The sequence below is a fragment of the Nitratireductor sp. WH36-1 genome (assembly GCF_058725515.1).
This window is the reverse complement of record NZ_JBZXDP010000002.1, coordinates 379,844-406,098: the sequence shown is the minus strand read 5'-3', so window position 1 is coordinate 406,098 and position 26,255 is coordinate 379,844. Positions and strand designations below refer to the sequence as shown.

The following is a 26,255-nucleotide window of genomic DNA, read 5'->3' as shown; positions in this document are numbered from 1 at the left end:
GCGCTGCCTCTAGCGCACCTCTCCAGAAAGGGGGCTGACTATTTCAGCTCCACGCCCCAGAAGATTTCTTTACCCGCACCCCACGGTGTGAAGCCTTCGATTGTGTCCCTCACGGCATAGAACTTATCCCGGTGGCCAAGGCCGATCGCCGGAACTTCTTCGATGAAGCGGCGGTGCAGCTCATCAATGATGGCCTGACGTTCTTCCCGGTCGGAAACCACCATGGCCTTCTCGACCAGCGCGATGGCTTCGGGATCTTTCCAGACCTTGCGGGATTGCTCACCGGAGATCATCTCAAAACTCAGTGCAGGATCGAGCCGTGGCGAGTAACTGAAGGACTGCATTTGGTAATCACCCGAAGTGTACGCGTCGAGTTGGGTACCCCATTCGAGAACCTTCAGTTGGGCGTTTATGCCTGCTTCTTTAAGCATGGACTGTGCGATAAGTGCCCGCTCATAATATGCACCTGACCGCTTGTTGGTCAGAATTTCAATCGGCTGTCCTTCGTAGCCGGCTTCTTCAAGCAGCGCCTTTGCCTGATCCCTGTCATAAGGCAGTTGCTCCCATTGGGCATCGGTGAAGAAGGATGAGGCAGGGGGAAGAGGCGAGGGATTGGCGCGCCCGCGACCTTCCGAGATCACAGCCACGACCTGGTCGCGATTGATGGCATGCGCCATGGCCCGGCGTATCCGGTTGTCCTTCAGCAGGGGATCGTTCGAGTTGATCAGCAATGCATCCCACAGGGCGGTCTCTGCATTCACGATCTGTGTATTGGGCGCAGTTTCCATCTCCACCAGATCTGCAGGCTGGATCGTGAGAAGATCAATGTCGCCGGCGAGGTAAGCTGCTTTTGAAACGGAGGGTTCGGGCAATATCTGCAACCGGACCCTGTCGACCAGAGCCGCTTTTGCTCCCGTATAACCGTCCTGAGGCTCGGAGCGGCTTGCATAGTCGTTAAACTTTTCGAGATCGATGTAGCGTCCGTGTTTGATCTCTCCGAACTTGAACGGGCCCGTTGCTACGGGTTGTAGCCATTTCCCGTCTGCACCAACGGAATCTGGATGAAGGATCGCTGTATTCCCACAGTCAAAGCGCGCAAGATTGCCCAGAAAGGTCGAACTTGGGCTCGCCAGATTGTAGACGACTGTATGTGCATCGGGAGCCTCCATTGAGACCACTTCGGGCCCATTCTCGCCATCGAAATAGCTCCGGCAGCGCCATTTGGTTTCCGGATCCATGAAGCGGTCCCATGACCATTTGACATGCTCGGATGTCATGATCTCGCCGTTGTGAAACGGGACATCTTCGCGGAGCTTGAATGTGTAGGTGAGCCCGTCGTCACTTACTTCCCAGGAATCTGCGAGCATCGGCTGAACGGAGAAGTCTGCCGCATAAGCCACAAGTCCCTCAACCACATGCATATGGATCGTATCGGTATTGCCGTCTCGGTCCACACCGGGATTGGTACCGCGAATATCCTGGATGAAAGCCACTTTCAGGACCGTTTCGGCCTGAACGACACCGCTGGTTGAAAGCAGCAATGCGGACGCAAGTGCTCCCAATATGTATGTTCCCCTGGATTGATTGCGCATATCTGGTCTCCCATTTCGCCAGCTGTTGTTGTCTTCGTGTTGTGGAGTTCAATTGCTTTGTGGCGTGAACTCACAGGGTGTAGGTTGCATATTCACTGTTCTTGTACGGAGATTGGCAGACCCGCATCATGCGCGCTTCGGCGTCCATCAGGATTGTCGCGACCGTAGCGGAAATGGACTGCTTTCTGCTGCGAGACACGGGCGAGCGAAGCACGGCCGCTGGATGGCCAAATGTATCGGAGAACGCGTCTTCAAAATCAGATTGGGTAATCTTGTCTTGCGCCTGCTCAAGCCGGGCCCGCACACGGCGGTCGCGGTAAAGCGAGTCCATGCCGTTCAGCAGGCCTGCGTCGACCACTTTTGCCTGTGCTGCCAGGGATACAAAATGATTGGCGTGGACAAGCAGACCGTTGTCTGGTGCAAGCCAGAATATCTCCTGAGGCGTGGTCTCCAGATCGAATGCTTCGCCTCCATCCCTGGCACAGGAGATGATCATGTTGTTGGAGACAGTGCGCGGCGATGAAGCGACAGCCTGCAGGGCTGCGGGGTAGGTTTCAGCTTCCAGTGCCAGACGGCGAATGACAGAAAGTGGAATACCCGGTTTCGCCCAGGTCTCGTCGGTGGTCTGAAGATTGTTGCCGGTAATCGCGATTCCAGCATCGTTGAAGCCGGCGCGAGCAAGCCCTCCGGCTTCGACGTAGGTCATGAGGTCAGGCCCGTCGCTTCGACGCACAACGAGAATGACCGTTGTGTCTTCGCATTCAGGGCGCCAGTCCCAGTTTTGCCCATGGATCAACCGGCCCTCGGCCGTTCGCTCTGGCATCGCAACCGCCGCAGTGCACCCGTCGTCGAGATGCTTTCTATCCTCGGCCTCGATATCTATGCCGGCGGCATTCAGAATCTCGCTGCGGCCATTGATCAGGAGGACGTCTGCCAGATCGACGCCCGCACCTTTGGCAACTGAGTTCAACTCGCGGTACTGTTCTGGGCAGGCTTCTTCCAGCCGTCCTGCCAGGAGGCTGCTTGCCCTGACAACGGCATCCCAGGTGCAGCCCTTTGCGGCCAGGAAAGACTGATATCGCTCGACACCACACTTGATCTGTGTGTCGGTGGCACGGCCATAGGCTTCACCCCGCGCTTCTGCCGGACCTTCGATTTCAACAAGAGGGGGGGACTTGACGATGCTCATTTTGAAGCCTGGTATTCCTGCTGCCGGAGAACGCTGCGGAAGAACCGGATGGTGTAAGGAACAATGCCCTCCATGTTGTGTGCCACCCCGGGTGCGATGTCCTGGTTGACTGTCACGCCCTGTTTTTCAAGCGATGAGCGAAGGCTGTTGTTGCGGTCAATACGGGTCAGGCCTGCGTCATTGGCGCCCTCCATGAAACGTCGACCGTCCTTTTTGTGCTGGATCTCCCAGGTTTCCACATCAGCTCCACCGACGACGAGATGCACCTTGACCGCGCGCAAGGCCTGAACATTCAGTTCCCGTCCGAAGAGCTCCTTGAGGTTGCGAATGCCGACCCACCAGTCCTTGTCATGGTCCAGCAAGGTGACGGAACCCGGCGATCCTATGGAGGCGGCGCTGAGTTTCTCTGGATGCAGGATCAGGAAACGATGTGTGAAATGTCCACCACCGGAGAAGCCGAAGAGCATGAACGGTGGAAAGCGACAGCCGAGCATTTCCTCGACTTCAGCCACCATCGATAGCAACACCAGATCATACCGTATGTCGCCTTCGAGAATGTACTTGTACCCATCCGCATCTCCGTCGCCACACACGCCGACCGGAAAAAGCGGTGCCAATACAACGGTGTTGTTGTACTGACCGAATCCGGTGAACGCCTCGCGATACTGGAACTGCATACGCGCAGTTCCATGGACCGAAACCAGAAGGTTCGGCTCCCCGTCTACCTTGATGTCTTCGGGAACGTAGAGGCTGTAGCTAAAGCGCGGGTCAGCCTTGCAGGCAAATATGGTTGTCCGTCCGCGCTGATAAAGCGCCTTGCGGCGATCTTCAGCGGTATGTGTCGATTGCGCTAGCACACGCCTCTCCTTCTTCAAATTCGAGGCCACGCTAATTAGTAACTTTAATTTCGTCAATATTGGCGCCAATTTAAATTCAGATTTTTGTCTGGCTCCCTTCATTCCTTTAAAATCGGGCTTTTCCGCCGTTCTGAAGCCCTAAGTCAAAGGTCGGGGCGGAGCGGAACCAGTCGAACATGTGTCTCTGTCAGGTGGAAATACGGCAGGCTTGCCGCTATAAATGCGCTTAAATCGAGACTGCGTTGTGCAGACGCCTTTCCAACGAAACCATAGGTGCGCCATTGTCGGAAGCCGCAGAATCGCTGAAAAATGTCGACAGCGAGCATGTTCAGCTCTCTGAGCGAATTGTCAGAGACATCAACATCGGAAAATACGGTCCGGGCGAATGGCTGAAGCAGATCGACCTGGAACAGCGGTATGGTGTCACGCGTATCGCTGTGCGGCGGGTGCTTGATGAACTGGTGGCCAAGCGTTTGGTCGAGCATATTCCGAATCGCGGTTACCGGGTTTATGCACTCAGTCCGACACAGCGCCGCGAGGTTTCCGAGATTCGTACGCTGCTGGAAACGGCCGCGGCTCCAGGAATAGTGGAACGGGCGACCGAGAAAGACATCGAGGACCTCACAGCGCTTGCGGAAGGCTTCAAGGAAGCAGCATATAACGGAACCATTCTGGAGCAGAATGAGGCCAATCTTCGCTTCCATCTCAGGCTTCTGGAACTTTGCGCGAACAAGTCGCTGGTGGAGTTGATTACCGAGTTGCGACAGCGCGGTCCGGCTGCTCCGGTAACGCGTTGGCACACCGTGGCACAGCTCGAGAAGGCCTCCAACGATCATTTCCTGATTGTCGACGCGATCAAGAACAGGGACGTGGAAGCCATGAAAACGGTTATCACGAGCCATATCAACGACAAGGGCCCGGAACGGATGGCCGGTGGCTCTTCGGTCAAGCGTTGATGGCGAAAGATCCCTGAGCGAGGTGCCGTCACACTGGTTTCTCACCAAGTGAGCGATTGGATGGGGAAGCGCATTGGCATGGATGTCTCACCCATCAGTTAGGAATGGCATCTCCGTTTCCTTTGATGCGGTGGATGTCTGCAGGGCAGGCCGCTATTTTGCGGCGACGGAGCCGCTGAGCCTGATGAGCGCTGACAGCAACAGCTGTGCGCCCTTTTCGATTGCTTCCCAGTCGGTCCACTCCTCCGGCGCATGGCTGACGCCATTGTGGCTCGGTACGAAGATGAGGCCGGAGGGGCACAGGGTCTGCATCGTCTGGGCGTCGTGGCCTGCGCCGGATGGCATGGTGAGGGCTTTGAGCCCGAGCTGGTCCGCTTCCCCGTTCAACAGTGAGACGAGTGTGCCGTCGAGACGGACCGGTTCCATCCGGCTCTGCTCCTCGATGGAAAAGCTGAGGCCGTTTACCTGCGCTGCATCGCGCACGGCCTGTTCCATGGCCTGGGCGAGAGCCGCCATCGTGCCGGGATCGGTGTCACGGATGTTGATGATGAAATCGGCGCAGCCCGGCACGGTGTGAATGAAATTGGGCTGAAGCGCCACCTTGCCGATGGTGATGCGGCTGCGCTCTCCGCCGTGTTCGGCAATCACGCCACGCACCGCCTGGCCGACCGCCGAGAGACCGGCGAAGGCGTCGGCGCGGAGCGCCATCGGCGTGGTGCCTGAATGGTTGGCGCGGCCGACCAGCGACACGGCGAGATTGATGACGCCGGCGACACTGTCGGCGATCCCGACGGGGATGCCAGCCTGTTCCAGTACCGGACCCTGTTCGATGTGAAGTTCGAGGAAGGCTTTGACGTCGCGGGGCGGGCGGGCGGCGTCGAGCGCCTCACGGATGTTCAGGCCCTGATCGCCCATTGCGTCGGCAAGTCGGATACCGTCGGCGTCGCGGGCTTCATCCAGCCATTTACCGGTCACCAGGCCGGCAATGGTCTGCGAGCCCAGCATGCCGCCGAACCGTCCTTCCTCCTCGGCGGTGGCGACCACTTCTATGGCGGTCGTCGGCGTGAAGCCGGCGTCCTTCATGGCGCGCACGCATTCGAGCGCCACACAGACGCCGAGCGCTCCGTCGAAGGCGCCGCCCTCGGGCACGGTGTCGAGATGCGAACCGGCCATGATGCATGGACCGTCCGCCGGGCCGTATCTTCCGAACAGGTTGGCGACCGGGTCGCGATGCACGGTCAGCCCATCAGCGCGCATCTGTTCCAGAAACCAGTTTCGCACGGCCATGTCCGCGTCGCTGAAGCCGACGCGGTTGAAGCCGCCGGTCTGCGGATTGCGACCGAAGGTGTTGACCCCGTCGAGCAGGGCGCGCAGGCGCTGTGAATTTATGACGGGTGTGTTGGCCATGAGACGTGCCTGTTTTTCAAACGTTTATTCGGCGTCGATGAGCCCGGAGAAATGACGCACCGTCTATTTATTATAATAAATGCTTGCCAATGGATAGATTGTTAGGATTAATTATGGGCAACAGAGGGAGGAACCTCCATGAGGAAACTGATTGCAGCCGCCATGACTGCCGGTACGATGTTCTTCGCATCGCCGGTTTTTGCGCAGACCCCGCCCAACGTTCTGGTTGTGGGGCAGATCGCGGAGCCGAAGTCGCTTGATCCCCATGCGGTGACAGCCGTGAACGATTTCCGCATCCTGATGAACGTCTATGACGGCCTGACCCGTTACAAGGACGGCACGCTGGAGCCGGAACCGGCGCTGGCGGAGAGCTGGGAGATTTCCGATGACGGGATCACCTACACCTTCAAGCTGCGCGAAGGGGTGACGTTTCATGACGGCACGCCGCTTAACGCGGAAGCGGTGAAGTTCAACTTCGACCGCATGCTGAACGAAGATCACCCCTATCACGACACGGGACCGTTCCCGCTCGCCTTCTATTTCTCGTCCGTGGACGCGGTGAAGGCGGTGGACGACCTGACTGTCGAGTTCACGCTGAAAGAGCCTTTCGCGCCCTTCCTGTCGAACCTGTCCTATCCGACAGGTCTGATCGTTTCGCCCGAGGCGGTGAAGGAACACGGCAAGGACTACGGCCGCAACCCGGTCGGAACCGGGGCCTTCAGGTTCGAGGAATGGCAGGCCAATTCCCGCGTCGTCATTACACGCAACGAAGACTACTGGGATGGCGCGCCGCCGCTGGAGGCCGTGATCTACCGTCCGATTACCGACACCAACACCCGCATTGCCGAAATGCTCTCCGGTGGTCTGGACGTGATGGTGGAGGTGCCGCCGGACAGCCTGCAGCAGTTCCGCGATGACGCGAATTTCAGCGTTTACGAGCAGGCGGGCCCGCATGTCTGGTTCCTCATCCTCAACATGAAGGAGGGGCCGTTCACCGAAAAGGCGGTGCGTCAGGCTGCCAATTACGCCATCAACAAGAAGGCGCTGGTCGAGAACATCCTGCAGGGCACGGCAGACGTGGCCGCGGGCCCGACGCCGCCGGCCTTCGCATGGGCCTACAATGAAGAGCTGCAGCCCTATCCCTATGATCCGGACAAGGCCCGACAGCTTCTGGAAGAGGCCGGTTATGGTGGTGAGGAACTGACCTTCTACGTCACCGAGGGCGGCTCGGGCATGCTCGACCCCATCGCCATGGGCACGGCCATTCAGGCCGATCTGCAGGCCGTGGGCATGAAGGTCAACATCGAGACCTATGAGTGGAACACGTTCCTTGGAAAGGTGAATCCGGGCCTCGAAGGCAAGGCGGACATGGCCGAAATGGCATGGATGACCAACTCGCCGGACACGCTGCCCTTCCTGGCGCTGCGCTCGGAAGCCTGGCCCGAAAAGGGCGGGTTCAACTCCGGCTACTACGCCAATGAGAAGGTCGACGAACTCCTGAACAAGGCCCGTACCTCGACCGATCAGGACGAACGCGCTGCGCTCTACAAGGAGATGCAGGAGATCGTTCAGGACGACGCACCGTGGGTCTTCGTCGCCAACTGGAAGCAGAATGCGGTGACCGGCGCGAATGTCGAGAACTTCAAGCTCCAGCCGTCCTTCTTCCTGATGCTGCAGGACGTGGCCAAGCCCTAGGGGTGTGAACGTGGTTCCCACCCTCGTCCTTCGCCTTTCGACAAGCTCAAGAGGCTCAGGATGAGGGTGGGACGACGGCGCACATGCAAGATGTTCAAACGACGCACTGCGCATCCACAGCCCTCATCCCGAGCCTCTTGAGCTTGTCGAAAGGCGAAGGGCGAGGGTGGCATGCAGGGCACCGGACCAAAGGCGAACCGCGCCCATAACCGAATCTGAAACGAGGCCCCAGCCATGGCAGCCTACATAGCCAAGCGCCTCCTTGCCGCCATCCCTGTCCTGTTCGGACTTTCGATCATCGTCTTCCTGATCATGGCGATGATCCCCGGCGACTCGGCAACGGCCATTCTCGGTTCCTATGCGACGCCGGAGAACGTGGCCAGGATCAATGCCGATCTCGGCCTCGACAAGCCACTGCCCCAGCAATATCTGATCTGGCTCGGGAACCTTCTTCAGGGCGATCTCGGACGCTCCTATGCGCTCAACCGACCGGTGCTGGACGAGGTGCTTGAGCGTTTCTCGGCCACGCTGATCCTGGCCGGCACGGCGCTGGTGCTGTGCTCGATCCTTGGGCTTCTGGCGGGCGTCGTCTCGGCCGTGCGCCAGTATGGTCTGGCAGACAAGGTGATCACGGTTCTGGTGCTGATCGGCATTTCGATACCGTCCTTCTGGCTCGGCCTGCTTCTCATCCTGGCGTTCGCCGTCAAGATCCGGCTGTTCCCCGCCAGTGGCATGTACGCCATTTATGGTGGCGGCGATCTGCCGGACCTGCTTCATCACCTCTTTTTGCCGGCGCTGACGCTGGCGGTCGTCGCCACCGGCGTTATCGCCCGGCTGACCCGCACGGCCATGCTTGAAGTGCTTCGGCAGGACTACATTCGCACCGCGCGCGCCAAGGGGCTGAGCGAAAGGCGCGTGATTTACCGTCACGCCTTCAAGGCCGCACTTGTCAGCGTCATTCCGGTGATCGGCATTCAGGCCGGGTTCGTGCTCGGCGGTGCGGTCTATATCGAAACCGTGTTCCAGTGGCCGGGCATCGGTTCGATGCTGGTCAACGCCATTTCCACCCGCGATCTGCTTCTGGTGCAGGGCGGTGTTCTGGTGGTGGCCGCCGCCTATGTTCTCTTCAATCTGGCCGCCGATGTGGTGCAGACGCTTCTTGATCCGAGGTTGCGCTGATGAGTGAAGCCGTTTCCACCGCAGCGAAGGGCAGGGCGCGCGGGGCAGGCCGCCCCGGTCCGATCCGTCTGCTTCTCAACAACATGCTTGCGGCTTCCGGGCTGGTGCTGCTGGTGTTGATCATCGCGGCCGCGCTTCTGGCGCCGCTCCTGCCGCTGCCCGACCCTGACGCGACAGCGCCGGCCGACAGGCTGTTGCGCCCGCTCACGGAAGGGCATCTGCTTGGCACGGATGCGCTCGGGCGCGATATCCTCTCGCGGCTTGTCTGGGGCACGCGCGTCAGCCTTGCCGTGGGCATCTCGGCCACGCTGATCGCCGCCTTCTTCGGTTCGCTCATCGGGCTTGTTGCAGGCTATGCGGGCGGGCGCGTGGACGCCTTCCTGATGCGCGGCATCGACATGGTGATGGCGTTTCCCTACATCCTGCTGGCACTTGCCATCGTGGCAGCGCTCGGGCCGGGTTTGCTCAATGCGCTCTACGCCATCGCTGTGGTGAACATCCCTTTCTTCGCGCGCAACATTCGCGGCATCACCATCGGCCTGTCGCGGCGCGAATTCGTCGATGCAGCGCGTCTTTCGGGCAAGTCGAATGCGGGCATTCTGTTTGGCGAGATCCTGCCCAACGTGCTCCCGGTGATCATCATCACCATGTCGACCACCATTGGCTGGATGATCCTCGAAACGGCCGGCCTGTCCTTCCTCGGGCTCGGCGCGCAGCCGCCGCAGGCTGATCTCGGCTCAATGCTGGGCGAGGGCCGCAAGATCCTCTTCACCGCGCCGCATGTGTCGATCATTCCCGGCCTGATGATCTTCGCGCTGGTCATGAGCATCAATCTACTGGGCGATGGCGTGCGTGACGTGCTCGACCCGCGGCTGAAATCGGGTGCGCTCACGCGGCCCGTGGCCCGCACAGCCGTTGAGCGCCGCACGGTGCCCGAAACCCGGACCCATGGCGACAGCGTTTTGGAAGTGGCGGATCTGAACACGGAGTTTCACATCGGCGGCGACGTCTATCGCGCGGTGGGCGGCATCGATCTGCACCTGAAGCAGGGCGAATGCCTTGGCATTGTCGGTGAATCCGGTTCGGGCAAATCGGTGACGGCCATGTCGCTCATGGGGCTGGTGCCGACACCGCCCGGCCGCATCACGGGCGGGGCCGCCTGGCTCGACGGTGAAGATCTTTTCGCCGTCAGCGATGAGCGCATCCGCGCGTTGCGCGGCGCGGATGTCTCCCATGTGTTTCAGGACCCGCTGTCCACCCTGCACCCGCTGTTCACCATTGGTGACCAGCTTACGGAGGCGATCATGGCGCACCGGCCGATCCGGCGGTCGGAGGCGGATGCGCGCGCCGAGGAGCTGCTGCGTCTGGTGCGCATCACCAATCCGGCGGAGCGACTGAAGGTCTATCCGCATGAGCTTTCCGGCGGCATGCGGCAGCGCGTCTGCATTGCCATGGCGCTCGCCAATGACGCCAAGATCATCATCGCCGACGAGCCGACAACGGCGCTGGACGTGACCGTGCAGGCGCAGATCCTCTCGCTGATGGACACGCTGAGGCGGGAAAGCAACGCGGCGATCCTGTTCATCACCCATGATTTCGGGGTCGTGTCGGCCGTCTGCGACCGGGTTGCCGTCATGTATGCGGGACGCATCGTCGAAACGGGCACGACGGAAGAGGTGCTCAATGCGCCGGCGCATCCCTACACCCGCAAGCTGATCGACTGCGTGCCGGTTCTGGGCGAGCCCGGCCGGAGGCTCGACGCGATCGAGGGGCGCCCGCCGGTGGTCAACGATCTGCCGCCGGGCTGTGCCTTCGCAGCACGCTGCCCCCGGGTGAAGCCCGATTGCCGCAGGGGGCACATCGCACTTTCCAGCCTTGGCGATACGCAGGCTGTGCGCTGCCTCTACCCACTTACCGGGGAGACCGCCGATGACTGACACGCCCCTTCTGGAAATCGACACTGCGGAGCGGGTCTTTGGCGGTGGCCGCACATTGTTCGGAAAATCCCTGCCGGCGGTGCATGCGGTGCAGGGCATATCGTTCGATGTGCGCAGGGGCGAGACGCTCGGCGTGGTCGGGGAATCTGGTTGCGGCAAGTCCACACTCGCGCGTCTGATCGTCGGTCTCGATACGCCCACCAGCGGTGCGATCACCTTCGACGGGATGGATCTGGTTGCCGAAGCCAGACGCGATCCGCAGAAGCTTGCGCAGCGCGTGCAGTATGTCTTTCAGGATCCCGTCGCATCGCTCAATCCACGCAAGACGATCCGCACCATTCTGGAAGCGCCGCTCAAACACCTGCTCGGACTGGACCGTGGGGCGCGCGAAAAGCGCCTGCGTGAGCTGATGGAAGCGGTCAATCTCGCGCCGGAGTTTCTGGAGCGCTACCCGCACGAGTTTTCAGGCGGGCAGGCGCAGCGTATCGGCATCGCCCGTGCGCTGGCCGCCGACCCCGAACTGATCGTCCTTGATGAGCCGGTTTCCGCGCTTGACGTCTCGGTGCAGGCGCAGGTTCTGAACATTCTCGACGACCTCAAGAAGACGTTCGGCCTCACCTATGTCTTCATCAGCCACGATCTTTCGGTGATCGAAAGCGTCAGCGACCGGGTGGCTGTGCTCTATTTCGGCCGGCTTGCCGAACTCGGGGCGTCAGAGCGCATCTTCTCTGCGCCGCGGCATCCCTATACGCATCTTCTGTTGAAATCGGCACCGGTTCCGGGAAAGCGGTCGCTCATCCCGGAAGATGCGAATACAGAATTGCCTGATCCGTATGATCCACCGCAGGGCTGTGCGTTCTTTGCCCGTTGCCCGCGCGGAACCGACCGATGCAAATCGGAGCAACCACCACTCGAGGCCGCGCCCGGTCATCCGGGGCATATGGCGGCGTGCCATCACCCCGTCAAAGAGAACGAGGATGCCTGACCGCAGTAGTCCGCCACCGGCTCCAGAGGCGTCGCAGCTTTCCACGGTGCTCAAACGCCGCAAGCGACCGGATATCATCGCCGACCGCATACGCGAGATGATCGTCACGCACGGGCTCCGACCCGGCGACCGCATCCCGCATGAATGGCTGTTGCCGGAAACGCAGGAAGCATCACGCGGAACGCTGCGCGAAGCCCAGAAGATACTTGAGTTTCAGGGGCTCGTTGTCAGCAAGACTGGACCGGGCGGCGGCGTGTTTGTCTCCACTGTCGGGGCTGATCAGGCAATCCGGCTACTCGACAATCTCTTCCTGTTCCATCCACCGTCCATCGCCGAGATCTATGCGATCCGCAAGGTTCTTGAACCGCAGCTTGCAGCGAGTGTCGCCGGGCGTCTTTCGCCCGAGGCGTTCACCGCGCTGCAGGCCAAGATCCGACTCTATGAGGCGGAACCGGAGACGGCGGAAGAGGAATACCGGCAGCGTCTCGCCGAACTCGACTTTCACGTCGAGCTGGCGCGCCACGCAGAAAACGCGCTGCTCGGCTTCAATTGCATTTTCCTTGTCAGCCTTCTGCGCGACATGACCGTATGCCGGGCGATCTACAAGGAGCCGAACCCGGCGCTGCGCGAGGCGGGCCTGCATTATCAGATCAGCCTAATGCGGGCGATCAAGGCCGGCGACGGCAAGCGGGCCGCGCAGATCATGCGCGACCACATGGAAGCAGCGGAGTGCTACATGCTGGAACGGGCCGAAATTCGCCGGAAGGGATAGCGGCCAAGGGTTTCGTTGCAACAGAGCCAAAGAAACGCTGGGTCATTCACTCCCATGAGCCAGTCACTGCAAACACTGTGCTCTGGAGCTGGACACTGCCTTGCCACGCGTCCGGAATTCGCAAATGTTGCGACAGCATCCTTTCGAGCAAACGCGGGTCTGTCGGAGCATACGGTCGGCGATTACGTCAAAAGCATCTACAAAAGGCTGCAGGTGACATCACGCGCGCAGGCCACGCGCATCGCGTTGGAGACAGGTCTGGTGCGTTCGGGCTCTCGCTGAGCATTTCTCTTCCGCCGGTGCACGCTTAATCTTGGGCCACCCTGCCAGGGGGGGCATTCAGCCGCCCTTTTCACGATCATCCGCCGCGATACTCGTAGCCGTCCGCATTTGAGGCTTTCGAATGCAGATACTTTTTAAGCGCATCTATCTCTTCAGAACTCCAGTTTTCCACTCCTGTCACCTCAAGCCAGGCATCCAGATAGTGATCCGGCGCATAGACATGGCCATACCCCATCGGCACACCATCGGATAACGGCATGTCGACCAGCAATTGAAGCATGCTGACAATCGGATACCAACTCAGCAAAGGAGAAACATCAGGACCTCTTGGAGCCTTCATCCAGTCGGCTTCTCTGTAGAGCAGGTGCTTGTCGAAGAACGTGATCGCATCACTGGCATACTGCAGATAGACAATGCGAACATTGCCCCACGATGCACTGTTGCCCTCGGGGACGCCATTCTGGTTCATGAAGCGGACAAAGCGTCCACCCTGATAAACCGGTAGCCACTGTGTGGAACCTGCATCGCGGTCTGCGGTGATTGTCTGCCATTTCTCGCTTGGAAAAGGCGTTCCGCTCCAGACAGCGCCGTCGATCGGGTCTCCGAGGAGGTCAAGGAACGTTATGGAACGCTGGGAATTGAACGCACCGAGGCTGAGCCCGTGCAGGAAAAGCTTGGGCCTCTGACCGGCAGGGAGTTTCTGCCAGTATCTGTAGATGGTTCGGAAAAGGCTTTGCGACGATTCAAGGCCGTTTTCAGACTGGAACACCAATGAGAGCGGGCTGTTCAAGTAGGAGTACTGCAGAGCGACACTGGCAGTGTCGCCATCATACAGGTACTCCAGACCATCGATGGCAGACGGATCAACCCAACCTGTGCCAGTCGGCGTAACGACAACCAGGGCAGCCCGATCAAAGGCATTCAGCTCAATGAGCTCATCAAGCAGGAGCTGTGAGCGCTCATCGGGCGTCTCTGCGACTTGCAAACCGGCATACAGACGGATGGGCTCAACTGCGGCTCTTTGGGTAACCTGGCTGATATCTGCCGCCGTCGGGCCCGATGCGACAAACTCTCTTCCAGCTCGACCCAGTTTTGGCCATTCCAGCCGCGAAGACGGATTGCCTGCGCGCTCGATGACTGAAGGCTGCGGGCGTTCAGGTTCGTGTAGTGCGTCGAGTTCCGCAAATGACTTGTCCAGAAGACGAAACGTGTACTCGATCAAAAGGCCGTTCGCGAGTGTGGCAACGACGATGAGCGTCACCGCTGCACCAGCGATGATTGAAACCCGTCGCGGGAGAAATTTATCAAGCCTGTTTGCTACGGCGCGACCCAGCGCAATGATTCCGCGCGCCAAGAGAAACAGGAAAGCGAAGGTGAGAATGGCGATGATGATGACGCTTACAGGATAGGCGCTATCCACCGGTTCCATGTTCAGAACACCGCGAACCGAATTTTGCCAAGCGGCAGAATTATACAAGCCGACGACTATGACGATCAATGAAATCAGGGAAAGAACTAATCTTGTGAGCCTCAGAAGCCCTTTATCAACCGACGGCAACTGCAGATAGCGCCACGTGGCGACAAGAAGAACACCGATGCCATAGCCTGCACTGAATGCCACGCCGCCAAGGATACCCTGCACCTCGAAGCTGCGCGGAATGAGGCTGGGGGTCAGTGAAGCAAAGAAGAACAAAACTCCAAGAACCATTCCGGCACCACTAAAATGGCGCTGAAATGCAGAATACAGCCTACCCATCAAAAACCCCAAAACTTAGATCCGAGCCGAAGCCAATGATTTTCACATTTCAAGTGAATTGAAATGTTCTCTACCGATTAACCGCCAGCGGGAAGCTCAGAGAGAGGAAGACTGAATCACCCTCAAGGTGATTTTTTGCGCTGAACTGATGGTAATATCTCAGGCGGGTCGAGACGGGTGCTTCGCCAATCTGGAAGTTATAACCAACCTGGACACCCACACCTGCTATCTCGCCCTTGAAATCGCCAAGAACCGCGGCGATTGGCGGGGGCGCCTTATCGGCGGTGAGCTGCTTGTAGTAATACCCGACGAGCCCTGCCGAGAAACGCTCGGTCAGCTGCTTGGTAATCGCGCCTTCCCAGTGGAATTCAATTCCGGTCTTGTAATTGGTCGCCTGGTTTTTCGCATTGAAGGTGATCCCGATCGTGTTCGAGATATCAATGCCCCATTCGGGATCGAGCCAGGTGATGGCCGTATAGACGTCTGCCGCCAGCCTGTGGCGAGCAACATTCGCCAGTGCAGCTTCCCTGTAGTCACCAATCGGGAAATACCCGGTGACGCCAGACTGTATGTGGAAGTTGCCAACGTTCCAGCCAAGGAAGGTGGTCAGGGCAGGGTCTCCGAACGTCAACACACTGTCGCTCGTCCTCCCAAACGGGTTCACGAACCCGCTGACACTGGTGCGGCCAAACGGCGTTGTTACCGAGAAACCAAGCCGCCCTCCGAATATCTCGGCCTCGGTCACCCAAAGCGCCGTTGGAATGTTAATGATGAGGTCAGCGTCGACGCCACCGGCCAGCACGCCGCCGGCCAGCTCAACACGCCCTTCAAGCGACCCGTTATACATGAAGAGCTGATCCGAAAAGAACAGCCCCGGAGGCGGAGTGAAACCAGCGCCGCTGCTGCGCAACCCCAACAGATAAACACCAGCGCCGCCTTCAGCGGCATGGAGGTCACCCACCGGATAGAGACAGCCAAGAGCAAGGGAAATCGCACAACCGAAACGGAACTTCATATTATCAGCCTAAACTCCCAGCGCATCTGCCTTGACCATTGCGGCTCGATGGCTGATCCAACGATCAAAAAACGGCCCTGAACACCGGCCTGAAAAGAACCCCGCGAGCGACACCAGGGCTGCCCGACCGACTTTGTCAGTTCTCCGTGACGATGTTCTTTTCGATACGACCGTCCTTCATGATGACCAGCAGATTCTTGGCGGGATCTGCAAACAGGTCGATCTGAGCGATTGGATCACCATCGACCAGAAGCAGGTCGGCAAGCGCCCCGACTTCAACGACGCCCAGCTTTCCCGGATAGGGATTACGCCTGTCAGACAGGGCCAACAACTCGGCATTGTCTGCCGTCGCCATCTTCAGCACCTCTGCCGGAGTGTACCACCGCGTCATTGTCTCAAGCTGCGCGCCCTGTCTTGCAGCGCGTGCGGCATCAAACAGGATATCCGTGCCGAAGGCGACCTTAACGCCATATTTGCGCGCCAGCTCATATGCCCTGTCGGTGCCGGCGTGAATCTCGGCTGAGGCGGCCTGACGTTCGGCATCCGCATGCTGGTTTGCATTCTCATCGCCAACGAAGGGTTGAAGGCTCCACCACGTACCGTTTTCAGCCATCATCTTGACGGTGGCCTCATCAGCCAGCTGGCCGTGGTCGATGACTTTTGCGCCAGCCTCGATGGCGTTGCGTATGGCTTCTGGCGTGTAGGCGTGCACTGTTACATAAGTGCCCCAGTTTGCAGCGGCTTCGACCGCTGTCCGGATTTCGTCAACACTCAACTGGATTGTGTCGATTGGCCCATAGGGGGACGAGACCCCACCGCTAACGGTTAATTTGAGCTGGCTGGCGCCCTGCAGCAATTGCTCCCGACTGCGCTTGCGAACCTCGTCCGGCGAGTCGACGATGGCGGACATGCCCATACGTTCAGGATAGCTCAAGGTGTCCGGTGTGGCCGGAATTTCGGAAAGCATCCGGAAATCACCATGCCCGCCAGTCTGCGAGATCATGGCCCCGGACGGCCAGATCCGCGGCCCGCGGGTCACGCCTCTGTCAATAGCCATCTTCAGGCCGAATGCGGGCCCACCCAAATCACGAACACTTGTGAAGCCGCGCATGAGCGTTGCCTCAGCCTCGGCGCCCGCAAGCAGGGTGATAAAGGGAAATGGTGCAGTGGACGCAACCATCATCGAGGGGCGGACCATGAACGTATGCCAGTGGGCGTCGATCAGCCCTGGCATCAGCGTCCGACCATCGCCCGCGATCCGTGTGGTGGCCGCGTCCGTACTGATCGGGTCAGCTGATATCTCTGCGATCTGATTTCCTTCGACCAGCACGTTCATTGGCTCGGTCAAGGCAGCCCCGTCGAAAATGCGAACATTTTCAAAAACGACTGCGTTCGAAGAGATATTTTGTGCCTGAAGGGGGCTGGCTACAAACAGCGCCAACATGGCGCTCGCGAATAAATTGCCAAGTTTGCCGATCATTTTTCTTTCACCCGCCCATTCCATGCAGCCAATTTCAACACAATTTCCAGACACTTAAATGATCAGGATAAGCGCAGCAATACAATGAATATGCAAATATTCAACAGGAGAAAAATCAGAATCTCTTAGAGAATGGGGATTTCTGGGCAGATTTTATCTTATTTATTTTTGATTGTGTTGATCATAATAAATGGCGGCGATTTGCATAGCTTGTCTGCGCGGCGTCAGCTTGCGCGCTGGAACGCAGCCGCAGGCATTTCCGCAAAGCTGCCTCGTGGCCCGCTCTAGCCCTGACGTGCGGGAACGCGCACCACCAGGCCATCAAGCGCGTCGGTTACCGTCAACTGGCAGGAGAGGCGCGAATTGGCCGATGGCTCCCAGGCAAAATCGAGCATATCGGTTTCCATGCCGTCAGCTTCGCCAACCGTGTTCATGAATTCCGGCTCTACGTAGACGTGGCAGGTTGCGCAGGCGCAGGCCCCGCCGCATTCAGCCTCGATGCCGGGAACGCCGGCACGCACGGCGGCTTCCATGACTGAGGACCCGTTTTCAGCATCATGCTCGAAACGCTGGTTGTCGTGGGTCACATAGATGATGCGTGCCATGGGAGTGATCTTTCGGGTCTTGTGTGATTAAGGGCGCGGCCGTTTTGACTGCTGCGGCCCGGATTGTTTTGTCTGCAGGGTGGGAAGAGGAAGGCTATTCGATGCCCAGTGCGCGCAGGAAAAGGGACGTGACCTCTTTTTCGATCTGCCCGTAGTCCGGCTCCTCGCCCTCATCCAGATTCATCATGTTGCGGACCTGAACATCAAAATCCGCATAATGCTGGGTAACCGCCCAGATATGCATCTGGAACAGCAGGGGGTCGACCGCTCTGACCAGCCCCTGATCAACCCAGGACTGGATCAGCCCGACCGCTTCGCGGGTTGAGGCCTGATAGGGGGCCCAGTGACGGCCCAGCACGGGCGCGCCATTGGCTATCTCGGTGGTGAAGAGGCGCGAAGCGTTGGGGTTCCTGCGTCCATATTCGAGCTTCTTGTGCACATAGGCGCGGATCACGTCTGCAGGCGTGTCACCGGTGGAGGCGCTGAGAAACAGCTCCTGCCATTCGTCGAGGATATAGACCAGTATGTCCTCATACAGCTCTTCCTTGCTGGAGATGTAGTAATGCAGTTGGGGTTTCGTCAGCCCGGCACGCTGGGCAATGGCCTGCGTGGAGGCGCCGATGAGACCCTTGCTGGCAAACTCATCGATTGCTGCATCGCGAATGGTTGCAAGGATCATGCGCCGCCGCTCGAGAACCTTGTCCCTGGCGCGCGACGTCTGAGTTTCCTGATTTTCAGCGTTTTGCTGCGTCATTGCCTTTGCACAAAGGTGATGGGCAGAACGGCTGCCCATCACTCCACTTTCCGTTTTGCGTTTATGGGTTGAGCTGCTTCTTCACATCGAGCCCGACGCCCTTGTTGACGAATGCGTCGGTTGCAACTTCCGAAATGTCGATCTTGCCATCCTCGACGATACCCGATTTGACTGCAAGTTCGTAGAACTGCTTCACACGGTCAAGCGACATCGCGCCGATGCCTTTTTCCAGCGTATCGCCACTGTCGATCATCTCCAGCTTTTTGAGCATCTCGATCTCGCCATCCAGCGTCTCGGCGCTCATGTCGGGATTGTCCTGCATGATCAGCTCATAGGCCTTGCTGCGATCACCATAGAGGAAGTTGTTCCAGCCGATGATGCTCGCATCCACGAAGCGCTGAACAAGATCAGGATTGTTCTCGACCAGATCCGTACGGGTTTCGATCGTGTTGGCGTAAGTGCTGTAGCCATAGTCGGCCAGCAGATAGGTGGCGACGTCAGCCCCTTCCTTCTTGGCATAAAGCGGTTCGGCGGTAGCATAGGCCTGCTGAACCATTTTTGGGTCGCTCAGGAACTGGGCGAGGCTGTAACCATAGGGGCGGATCTGCTCGTCCTTGAAGCCGAAGTCGCTGACCAGCCAGCGCCACAGACCATACTGGGTGTCCTTGGCGATCAGCACGGAAGGCGCATTGGTGAGGTCCTCAAAGTCCTTGTAAGCGCCTTCATGCGCCATCAGCGCCTGCGGATCCTTCTGATAGAAGGAAGCGATGACGGTGGTGGGAATGTCATTGGCGTTGTTGTGGAAGGACAAAAGAAGGTTGCCGGTAAGCAGGAAGTCCAGCCGGCCGGCGGCGAGCATCGGCCGGTTGTTGACCTGCGGGCCACCCATCTCGATGGTGACGTCGAGACCGTATTTCTCATAAGTGCCGTCGGCCACGGCCTGATAGAAACCGCCATGGCCGGCCTGAGCCAGCCAGTTGGTGCCGAACGTAACCTTGTCCAGCGCCATGGCGAATTGCGTGGAGACCACAAGAGCTGCTGCGGTCATTGCGACTTTGTGCATGCTTTTCATAAGAACTTCACTCCCATTCGTTCTTCGGTTCAGTCTTTGGCGGCCATGTCGGCCGTCCAGCCACGGGTCTTGCCAGGGTTGAGCAGGCCAAAGGGATCGGCCAGTTTCTTGAATTCGATCTGCATGGTGTCGATCTGCTTCATTCCACCATCCTCAATGGTGAAAGCGTGCGGATCGTAGATGTCGCAACCGTCCAGCTCTTCGAGTTCGCGGATAACCTGATAGGTGTCATCGCGGTCCTTGTAGCGGACCAGCGGCAGGCCGAAGATCTGCACTTCGCCTTCCAGCCGCGCCATTTCATGATGCATGTACTGGTCGTCGCCATAGCGCTCCATCTGGCGCATGACGGTCTCGGGATCGAAGGGGCGCGGGTAGGCGACCTGCAGGTAGGTCCAGCCTTCCTCGGCTTTCAGCGCCTGCAGGGTGGTGTGGTTCCAGCCGCATTCATATGCAGGTTGCAGCCCGTTCGCGTGAAGCTCGTCCTGCGTCATGCTGAAGGAAACGCGCCCGCCGAACGATGCCGCCAGTTCGGCAAAGCGCTCCTGCTCTTCGGGCGCGATCATCGCGAACACCGCGTCGCGGTCTGCCGGGAACAGGTCTCCGAACTTGGTGTAGAAGCGCGAGAAGCGGCGATCCACGGTGGTCAGCAGATAGCAGTCGAGTTTCTCTTCCAGCGCCTTGAGGCAGAAGCGAAGCGTTGCATCATAGCTGTCGAAGAGGGCTGCGGTGTGAACCCAGTCCGTCTTCTCGGTCAGGCCGATCTCCAGTTCCATGACAATGCCGTTGGTGCCATAGGCATGCTGCACCTTCTGGATGTCGTGGCCGTGCAGCTCGATGATTTTCGGTTCCGGCTCCAGCGTCATGACCTTCACCGAATAGATGTTGCCATCGTCGCGCAGCATGCCGTGACGCAGCGAACCGATGCCGCCCGAGCCGCCGGTGAAGAAGCCGCCAATGGTGGCGATGCGCCGTGTCGACGGGTACATCAGAAGTTCCTGGCCGGTTTCGCGCACCGCGTCGTCCAGCCGGGCGATGCGCGCACCAGCCTGAACCCGCACACGGCCCGGCTCTATCGACAGCACCCTGTCGATTTTGGTCATGTCGAGAATGATGCCGCCTTCCAGCGGAACGCACTGGCCGTAATTGCCGGTTCCGCCGCCACGGATGGTGATCGGGATGCGCAGCCGGGCCGCCGCTGCCGCCACGCGGCGCACCTGTTCCTCATCGGCGGGGATGACGACGAGATCGCCGACGAAATGGCCGATATCCTCGCTGAGGATGGGGCTGTACCAGAAGTAATCGCGGGAGCGCAGCTCGACCTGTTTCGGATCGTCATAGACGCGAATGCCATCGATCTCGCTGCGGAAAGCGGCCCAGTCATAGGCGCGCGCGGACTTGGTCGCGAGGTTCATGTGTTTCTCCAGTCGTTGGTTGCCGTCGGCAGCGGCGTACCGCTCCGATAGACAATGCGTTCGCTGCGGGGCCGGCTGATGAGGTCGCCCATGTCTGTTGCGGCATGCCAGATGAAGTCGGCCGGCATGCCCTTTTCGATGAGCCCTGAAATGCTGCTTCCGCATCTGCGGGAGGGCAGTGAGGTAATGCTGTCCAGCCAGGCGTCCGGTTCCAGATGCGCGGCCGGCACCGCCAGCCGCAGAACGGACAGCGGGTCGTAATCGCCGTAGGGGTAGAAGGCGTCGCCGACATTGTCGGAAGCGATCATCACTTCCATGCCCGCCGCGCGCGCTTCCTTCAGCGGCGCGAGGCCGCGAAGATTTGGCGTGCGGCCGTTTCTGCGATCCTGCAGGTAGAGGTTCGTTGAGGGCAGGGTAACGAGCGCCACGCCTGCGCGCGCGCCAGCCGCCAAAATCCGCTCCAGTTCGTCTGCCGGTCGCAGCGACAGGGAGCAGGCATGGCCGCACAGAACGCGACCGGCCATGCCGAAACGCGCTGTGGCGTCGATCACGAGCGACAGCCCGTCGGCTTCCGGCTCCAGCCCTTCATCGATGTGGAAATCGAGGTCGAGGTCATGGCGCGCGGCAAGGGTGAACATGGTTTCAACCTTCGCCGCCAGATCTGCGTTGCGGTAGAAGAAGGCGCCGAACACGCCACCGTCATCCGCGACCCGCGCCGCAATGGCGCTTCCGGCCTCCGGTACGATATCTCCCAGAACGAGGGCTGCCGGTTGCAGATCGATCCGGCCTTTCCACTCTTCGCGCAATTCGCAAATGATGGGCCATGCATCCGGCACTTCCGGCGTTACCCAGTCCACATGGCTGCGTACTGCGCCGACCCCATGGGCGAAGGCCGCTTCGAGCGCGCGCACGGCCCGCGCGCGGATATCGGCTGCCGACCAGTTCGGTCTGTCTTCTTCCATCAGCGCAATGGCGTCAAACAGGGACTGGATCGGGGCCGGATTGCCGGCCCTGATCCTTGCGATGGTGTGGGTCTTGTCGAGGTGAACATGCACATCGGCCAGAAGCGGCGTGATGAAGCCGCCGTGTGCTTTTTCGGCCTCGCCGGGGGCTGCCGTAATGATATCGGCGATAACCCCATCCTTCACCACGACATCGTGGCGTCCGGGAAGTGCGGCCACGCCCACGCCTGACAGGCGCAATGTCCCATCCGGCGCAGAAACGTGTGGAATGTCGTGGCCTTTGTACACGCTCAGGCCTCCCGGCGGATTTCGCTTTCATGCCACCGACCAAGCACAAGGCGCGACAGCCAGCTCGTTGCAAGGAAGATGACAATGCCGAGAACCGAGACGAGGAACAGCGCGGCAAACATGCGCGGTATCTCGTTGCGGAAGCTGGATTCCAGAATGCGCGAGGCGAGCCCCGTGTTCTGACCGGCGGTGCCCGCGACGAACTCCGCCACCACGGCCCCGATCAGAGCCAGACCGCCGGCGATCTTCAGCGCTGCCATGAAATAGGGCAGGGCGCTGGGCGCGAGCAGGAAGCGCAGACGCTGCAGGGGCGTGGCGCGATAGAGCTTGAACAGGTCGCGCAGGTTGTGATCGGCGCTGCGCAGGCCGATCACGGTGTTCGACAGGATCGGGAAGAAGGCCACGATCCAGGCGCAGATGAGCAGCGCTGTGAAGGTGTCATGCACATAGATGAGGATCAGCGGCGCAATCGCCACGACCGGCGTGACCTGAAGGATCACCGCAAAGGGAAAGAAGCTCATTTCCACGGTGCGCGATAGAGCGAAGATCATGCCCATCAGAACGCCGCCCGCAATGGCGCAGAGCAGTGAAAGCATGGTCAGCTTCACCGTGAACATCATCGAGCTCATCAGCGAAGACCAGTCCTTCACCAGCGTTTGCGCGATCAGCGACGGTGCGGGGATGATGTAGTGAGGGACCTCATGGTAGCGCACCAGCCCTTCCCACACGAGAAGCGCGATGATGATGGCCATTGTCGGCATGATGACCGCCTTGCGGCGCTCGATGCGGGCGCGGCGGTTCTGTTCTGAATTGAGTACTGGCGTCTCGGTTGTCATGGCGCGGCCCTCAATGGTTGATGTCGTCATTGCCGAGCGTCTGGTTGAGCGCGTCGGAGACGATTTCACAGCTTTCGGTGTATTCGCGGGTGGCGCGGAAATTGTCCGCACGGGGGTAGCTTCCCGGAATGGCGATATCGTCGACCACGCGCCCGGGCCTTGCGGCCATCACCACGACGCGGTTGGACAGATAGACCGACTCATAAACGCTGTGGGTCACGAAGATGACCGTCAGCCCGTGCTCCTGCCACAGACGCAGAACGTCGTTGTTCAGCTTGAAGCGGGTCATTTCATCGAGCGCGGCGAACGGCTCGTCCATCAGCAGAAGGCGGGGCTTGGTCACGATTGCGCGCGCAATCGAGACACGCATCTTCATGCCGCCCGAAAGTTCGCGCGGATAGGCTTTCGCAAACTTGCTCAGCCCCACCTGCGCCAACACCTCCTCGACGCGCGGCGCTGCCTGCGCACGCGACATGCCGCCAAGACGCAGCGGCAGGTACACATTGTCGAACACCGATGCCCAGGGCATGAGTGTCGGCTCCTGAAACACGAATGCGACGTCCTGCGGGCCGGAACTGCTTCCCGGCGCATGGCCGTTCACCGTGATCGACCCGGCGGACACTTCGGACAGGCCGGCGATCATGCGCAGTGCAGTGCTCTTGCCGCAGCCGGAGGGGCCAAGGAAGCTGACGAACTGACCGTCCTCAATGGAGAGTGACATGTCGCTGACAGCCACAATGCCCGTTCCATACTGCTTGTAGACGTTCTTGATTTCGATCAGTGGCTGCGAGCCGGTCGTAGCTGCTGCTCTCATTGTGCTTCCTCACCCCAGGCAGGATTGTTGTCGAGCCAGGTCAAAGGCGCGCGCTCCACCTCGGCGAGCACTTCGACGAGACGGTCGGCTGCATAATCGATTGTCTGGTGACCTTTCTCTGCGGTCGCCGCCGTGGCGTTGCCGGCAGCTCCGAAGGGATTGATGTCATGCATCTGCCAGCCGGGCTTTGCGCCCGCCAGCGAGATGTGGCGATATTCGCTGGCGAAGGTCTCGGTGAGGGCGGCGAAGTTCTGCGCCTTGCTCATCACGACCAGATCGGGATGCATGGCAAGCATCACCGATGTCTCCATGTCGCCGGCATGAATGCCGTGCAGCGTTTCATGCGCGTCATAAAGGCCGTCCGGCAGGCCATGTCCGAACCAGTTGACGGAAAACACCATCATGCCGTGGCGCTGGCGCAGTTCGCGCGCAACGATGTCCATGATGCTGATCTGTCCGCCATGGCTGTTGAGCAGCACCATCTTGCGCACACCGCTGGCGGCGACGCAGGCTCCAATCTCGCACCACATTGAAATGAGTGTCTGTGCCGAATAGGTCAGTGTGCCGGGATAACGCGCATGTTCATTGCTTTTGCCGATCGGCTGCGTTGGCAGAAACAGGGTCCGGCTTGTTTCCGGTAATCGCTCGACGATGGCCGAAACCATTCCGCTGACGATCGCGGCATCCACCGACAGGGGCAGATGGGGTCCATGCTGCTCTGTCGCGCCGACAGGCAGAACCGCCACCATGTTGCCTCGATCAAGCCGGGAAAACTCTTCGCTCGTATAGTCCGACCAATATCTCTTCAAAATCAGTATTCCTCCCTCATGTTCCGTGCAGTCTCGCCACGGCAAGACGCCAAGCCGCCCCACATGGCGGTGTGCCTCCACACACCGCCGAAGCGACTTCCCCATCCCTGAAACTGAAGGCTTCCTCCCTGCGTTCCATGGGGGTTGGAACGATGTTCTGAGCAATATTACTAACTGATCTGACCAATCGGTCAAACTAATTGTTTAAATGACGTTGGAAATATGCAACGAAATGTCCTGCGGCCCCTCGAGGGAGAGCGAAACGTGCAAATGGCGCGGTAAGCGGGCCGCTTGAGATTGCTCTGGCGCAGGTCTTTGTGCCGGGGCTTTCAGCGGAGGTGTTTATGGTTGAGAGATGCATCATCGTGGGCGGCGGGCACGGTGGCTCGCAGGCTGCTGTCAGTCTGCGCCAGGAGGGATATTCCGGCGAGATCGTGCTGGTCAGCGATGAAAAGGATCTGCCTTACCACCGTCCGCCGCTGTCGAAATCCTACCTGAAAACGCCCGATGGAGAAGGGTTGGTGCTGCGCACCGAAGCCGTCTATCGCGACAATGCCGTCGAACTGGAGCTCGGCGTGCATGCCGAGCGGATCGACGTGGATGGCAAGCGCCTGATCGTTGCAGATGGACGAGAGCTCGGGTTTACCGATCTCGTTCTGGCGACGGGCGCACGCGCTCGCATGCCACAGCTTCCCGGAATGGAATTTGACGGCATCGTCACTCTGCGCACCATGGAAGACGCCCGCCGCATCCGCGCGGCAATGCCGATGGTTGAAAATGTCGTGATCGTCGGTGGCGGCTTCATCGGCATGGAAATGGCGCATAGCTGCATCGGCCTTGGCAAGTCGGTCACCCTCATCGAGGCTGCACCGCGCGTGCTTGCCCGCTCTGTCGCGCCGGTCGTTTCCGCTCACGTGGAAGAGCGCAGCCGCTCCGCCGGCATCGATCTGATCACCTCCACGCAGCTTGCCGCTATCCATGGCGAGGGTGGAAAGGTCGTTGCGGTTTCCACCGCAGACGGTCGCCGCTTCGACGCTGATATGGTCGTGATGGGCATCGGGGCCGTGCCCAATGTGGAGCTTGCCGCCGAGGCGGGGCTTGAGGTTGCGAATGGCGTCGTTGTCGATCCAAACCTGCGCAGTTCAGCACCGCACATCTACGCCATTGGCGATTGCGTGAGTTTTGATCACCATCAGCTTGGTAACCGGGTGCGGCTGGAATCGGTGCAGAACGCCACCGACCATGCGCGGCACATCGCTCGGGTTCTCACCGGCGGTGGCAGGCCCTATGCCGAGGTTGCCTGGTTCTGGTCCGATCAGGGGGACATGAAGATCCAGACCGCGGGGCTGGCGGCGGGCGCAGACAGTCTCATCGTTTCCGGCGCTTCCGAAGACAATGCCTTCTCCGTCTATCATTTCAGGGGTGAGAAACTGGTCGCCGTCGATTCCATCAACAGGCCAGCCGACCACATGATCGCGCGCCGACTTCTTGGAGCCGGCATCAACCCTTCGGCTGCGGATATCGCGGAGGGCGCCCAGCGCCTCAAGCAACTGATCAGCGCCTTCAAGGCGAACTAAGCCCTTCACACATTGCGCGGCTGA

At 59.7% G+C, this 26,255-nt stretch carries 23 protein-coding genes; 8 read left to right on the top strand and 15 right to left on the bottom strand.

Going from position 1 to position 26,255, the window contains the following annotated elements; all coding sequences use genetic code 11:
* Nucleotides 1-38 precede the first annotated feature (38 nt).
* The 3 genes from AC4PTT_RS21055 to AC4PTT_RS21045 all read right to left on the bottom strand — a co-directional run bounded on the left by AC4PTT_RS21055 (nt 39) and on the right by AC4PTT_RS21045 (nt 3,638).
* The gene (locus tag AC4PTT_RS21055; protein ID WP_492162655.1) at nt 39-1,592 is read right to left on the bottom strand and encodes an ABC transporter substrate-binding protein; all 1,554 of its coding nucleotides are present in this window, start codon (nt 1,590-1,592) and stop codon (nt 39-41) included.
* 70 nt (nt 1,593-1,662) lie between these two features.
* Nucleotides 1,663-2,781: a C45 family autoproteolytic acyltransferase/hydrolase gene (locus AC4PTT_RS21050; RefSeq protein WP_492162654.1), complete on the bottom strand. Its 1,119-nt coding sequence runs from the start codon at nt 2,779-2,781 to the stop codon at nt 1,663-1,665.
* Complete coding sequence (locus tag AC4PTT_RS21045; protein ID WP_492162653.1) at nt 2,778-3,638, bottom strand: alpha/beta hydrolase; 861 nt, start codon at nt 3,636-3,638, stop codon at nt 2,778-2,780. The genes AC4PTT_RS21050 and AC4PTT_RS21045 overlap by 4 nt, the downstream gene beginning before the upstream one ends.
* A 281-nt stretch (nt 3,639-3,919) precedes the next feature.
* On the opposite strand from AC4PTT_RS21045, the gene AC4PTT_RS21040 reads away from it, so the two are divergent.
* The gene (locus tag AC4PTT_RS21040; RefSeq protein ID WP_492162652.1) at nt 3,920-4,594 is read left to right on the top strand and encodes a GntR family transcriptional regulator; all 675 of its coding nucleotides are present in this window, start codon (nt 3,920-3,922) and stop codon (nt 4,592-4,594) included.
* A gap of 153 nt (nt 4,595-4,747) precedes the next feature.
* On the opposite strand, the gene AC4PTT_RS21035 is transcribed toward AC4PTT_RS21040, so the two are convergent.
* Nucleotides 4,748-6,001 (bottom strand): Zn-dependent hydrolase, encoded by a 1,254-nt coding sequence (locus AC4PTT_RS21035; RefSeq protein WP_492162651.1) that lies wholly within the window; start codon nt 5,999-6,001, stop codon nt 4,748-4,750.
* Nucleotides 6,002-6,139: 138 nt separating this feature from the next.
* Here AC4PTT_RS21035 and AC4PTT_RS21030 point away from each other — a divergent pair, with 138 nt between their 5' ends.
* The 6 genes from AC4PTT_RS21030 (at nt 6,140) to AC4PTT_RS21005 (ending at nt 12,851) form a co-directional block, all read left to right on the top strand.
* Nucleotides 6,140-7,696, top strand: coding sequence for an ABC transporter substrate-binding protein (locus tag AC4PTT_RS21030; RefSeq protein ID WP_206545117.1), 1,557 nt, complete (start codon nt 6,140-6,142; stop codon nt 7,694-7,696).
* Nucleotides 7,697-7,930: 234 nt separating this feature from the next.
* Nucleotides 7,931-8,875: an ABC transporter permease gene (locus AC4PTT_RS21025; protein ID WP_492162650.1), complete on the top strand. Its 945-nt coding sequence runs from the start codon at nt 7,931-7,933 to the stop codon at nt 8,873-8,875.
* On the top strand, nt 8,875-10,812 hold the full coding sequence (locus AC4PTT_RS21020) for a dipeptide/oligopeptide/nickel ABC transporter permease/ATP-binding protein (protein ID WP_492162649.1): 1,938 nt from the start codon (nt 8,875-8,877) through the stop codon (nt 10,810-10,812). The genes AC4PTT_RS21025 and AC4PTT_RS21020 overlap by 1 nt, the downstream gene beginning before the upstream one ends.
* Complete coding sequence (locus tag AC4PTT_RS21015; RefSeq protein ID WP_492162648.1) at nt 10,805-11,797, top strand: ABC transporter ATP-binding protein; 993 nt, start codon at nt 10,805-10,807, stop codon at nt 11,795-11,797. The genes AC4PTT_RS21020 and AC4PTT_RS21015 overlap by 8 nt, the downstream gene beginning before the upstream one ends.
* Nucleotides 11,790-12,569, top strand: coding sequence for a FadR/GntR family transcriptional regulator (locus AC4PTT_RS21010; RefSeq protein WP_492162647.1), 780 nt, complete (start codon nt 11,790-11,792; stop codon nt 12,567-12,569). Before AC4PTT_RS21015 ends, AC4PTT_RS21010 begins: the two co-directional genes overlap by 8 nt.
* A gap of 54 nt (nt 12,570-12,623) precedes the next feature.
* Complete coding sequence (locus AC4PTT_RS21005; RefSeq protein ID WP_492162646.1) at nt 12,624-12,851, top strand: LuxR C-terminal-related transcriptional regulator; 228 nt, start codon at nt 12,624-12,626, stop codon at nt 12,849-12,851.
* A gap of 76 nt (nt 12,852-12,927) precedes the next feature.
* Here AC4PTT_RS21005 and AC4PTT_RS21000 read toward each other — a convergent pair whose 3' ends face one another.
* From AC4PTT_RS21000 to AC4PTT_RS20950, 11 genes are all read right to left on the bottom strand, one after another.
* Nucleotides 12,928-14,607: an alpha/beta hydrolase gene (locus AC4PTT_RS21000; protein WP_492162645.1), complete on the bottom strand. Its 1,680-nt coding sequence runs from the start codon at nt 14,605-14,607 to the stop codon at nt 12,928-12,930.
* Nucleotides 14,608-14,677: 70 nt separating this feature from the next.
* The gene (locus AC4PTT_RS20995) at nt 14,678-15,622 is read right to left on the bottom strand and encodes a SphA family protein (RefSeq protein WP_113156585.1); all 945 of its coding nucleotides are present in this window, start codon (nt 15,620-15,622) and stop codon (nt 14,678-14,680) included.
* A 136-nt stretch (nt 15,623-15,758) separates the two neighbouring features.
* The gene (locus AC4PTT_RS20990; protein ID WP_492162644.1) at nt 15,759-17,102 is read right to left on the bottom strand and encodes a metal-dependent hydrolase family protein; all 1,344 of its coding nucleotides are present in this window, start codon (nt 17,100-17,102) and stop codon (nt 15,759-15,761) included.
* Between the two features lie 284 nt (nt 17,103-17,386).
* Nucleotides 17,387-17,707, bottom strand: a complete 321-nt coding sequence (locus AC4PTT_RS20985; protein WP_113156587.1) for a 2Fe-2S iron-sulfur cluster-binding protein — start codon at nt 17,705-17,707, stop codon at nt 17,387-17,389.
* A 94-nt stretch (nt 17,708-17,801) separates the two neighbouring features.
* Nucleotides 17,802-18,461, bottom strand: a complete 660-nt coding sequence (locus AC4PTT_RS20980; protein WP_113156588.1) for a TetR family transcriptional regulator C-terminal domain-containing protein — start codon at nt 18,459-18,461, stop codon at nt 17,802-17,804.
* Between the two features lie 61 nt (nt 18,462-18,522).
* Nucleotides 18,523-19,509 (bottom strand): ABC transporter substrate-binding protein, encoded by a 987-nt coding sequence (locus tag AC4PTT_RS20975; RefSeq protein ID WP_222474321.1) that lies wholly within the window; start codon nt 19,507-19,509, stop codon nt 18,523-18,525.
* A 53-nt stretch (nt 19,510-19,562) separates the two neighbouring features.
* Nucleotides 19,563-20,945 carry an FAD-binding oxidoreductase gene (locus tag AC4PTT_RS20970; RefSeq protein WP_492162643.1) on the bottom strand — a complete coding sequence of 461 codons (1,383 nt, stop codon included), beginning with the start codon at nt 20,943-20,945 and terminating at the stop codon, nt 19,563-19,565.
* Nucleotides 20,942-22,195 (bottom strand): amidohydrolase family protein, encoded by a 1,254-nt coding sequence (locus tag AC4PTT_RS20965; protein WP_492162642.1) that lies wholly within the window; start codon nt 22,193-22,195, stop codon nt 20,942-20,944. Before AC4PTT_RS20965 ends, AC4PTT_RS20970 begins: the two co-directional genes overlap by 4 nt.
* A gap of 2 nt (nt 22,196-22,197) precedes the next feature.
* A complete protein-coding gene (locus AC4PTT_RS20960; protein ID WP_206545208.1) occupies nt 22,198-23,031 on the bottom strand; it encodes an ABC transporter permease in 834 nt (277 codons plus the stop codon).
* A gap of 10 nt (nt 23,032-23,041) precedes the next feature.
* Nucleotides 23,042-23,845: an ABC transporter ATP-binding protein gene (locus tag AC4PTT_RS20955; RefSeq protein WP_113156592.1), complete on the bottom strand. Its 804-nt coding sequence runs from the start codon at nt 23,843-23,845 to the stop codon at nt 23,042-23,044.
* Nucleotides 23,842-24,654: a creatininase family protein gene (locus AC4PTT_RS20950; RefSeq protein ID WP_297558460.1), complete on the bottom strand. Its 813-nt coding sequence runs from the start codon at nt 24,652-24,654 to the stop codon at nt 23,842-23,844. Before AC4PTT_RS20950 ends, AC4PTT_RS20955 begins: the two co-directional genes overlap by 4 nt.
* Nucleotides 24,655-24,998: 344 nt before the next feature.
* On the opposite strand from AC4PTT_RS20950, the gene AC4PTT_RS20945 reads away from it, so the two are divergent.
* The gene (locus tag AC4PTT_RS20945; protein ID WP_492162641.1) at nt 24,999-26,231 is read left to right on the top strand and encodes an NAD(P)/FAD-dependent oxidoreductase; all 1,233 of its coding nucleotides are present in this window, start codon (nt 24,999-25,001) and stop codon (nt 26,229-26,231) included.
* The last annotated feature ends 24 nt before the right edge of the window (nt 26,232-26,255 follow it).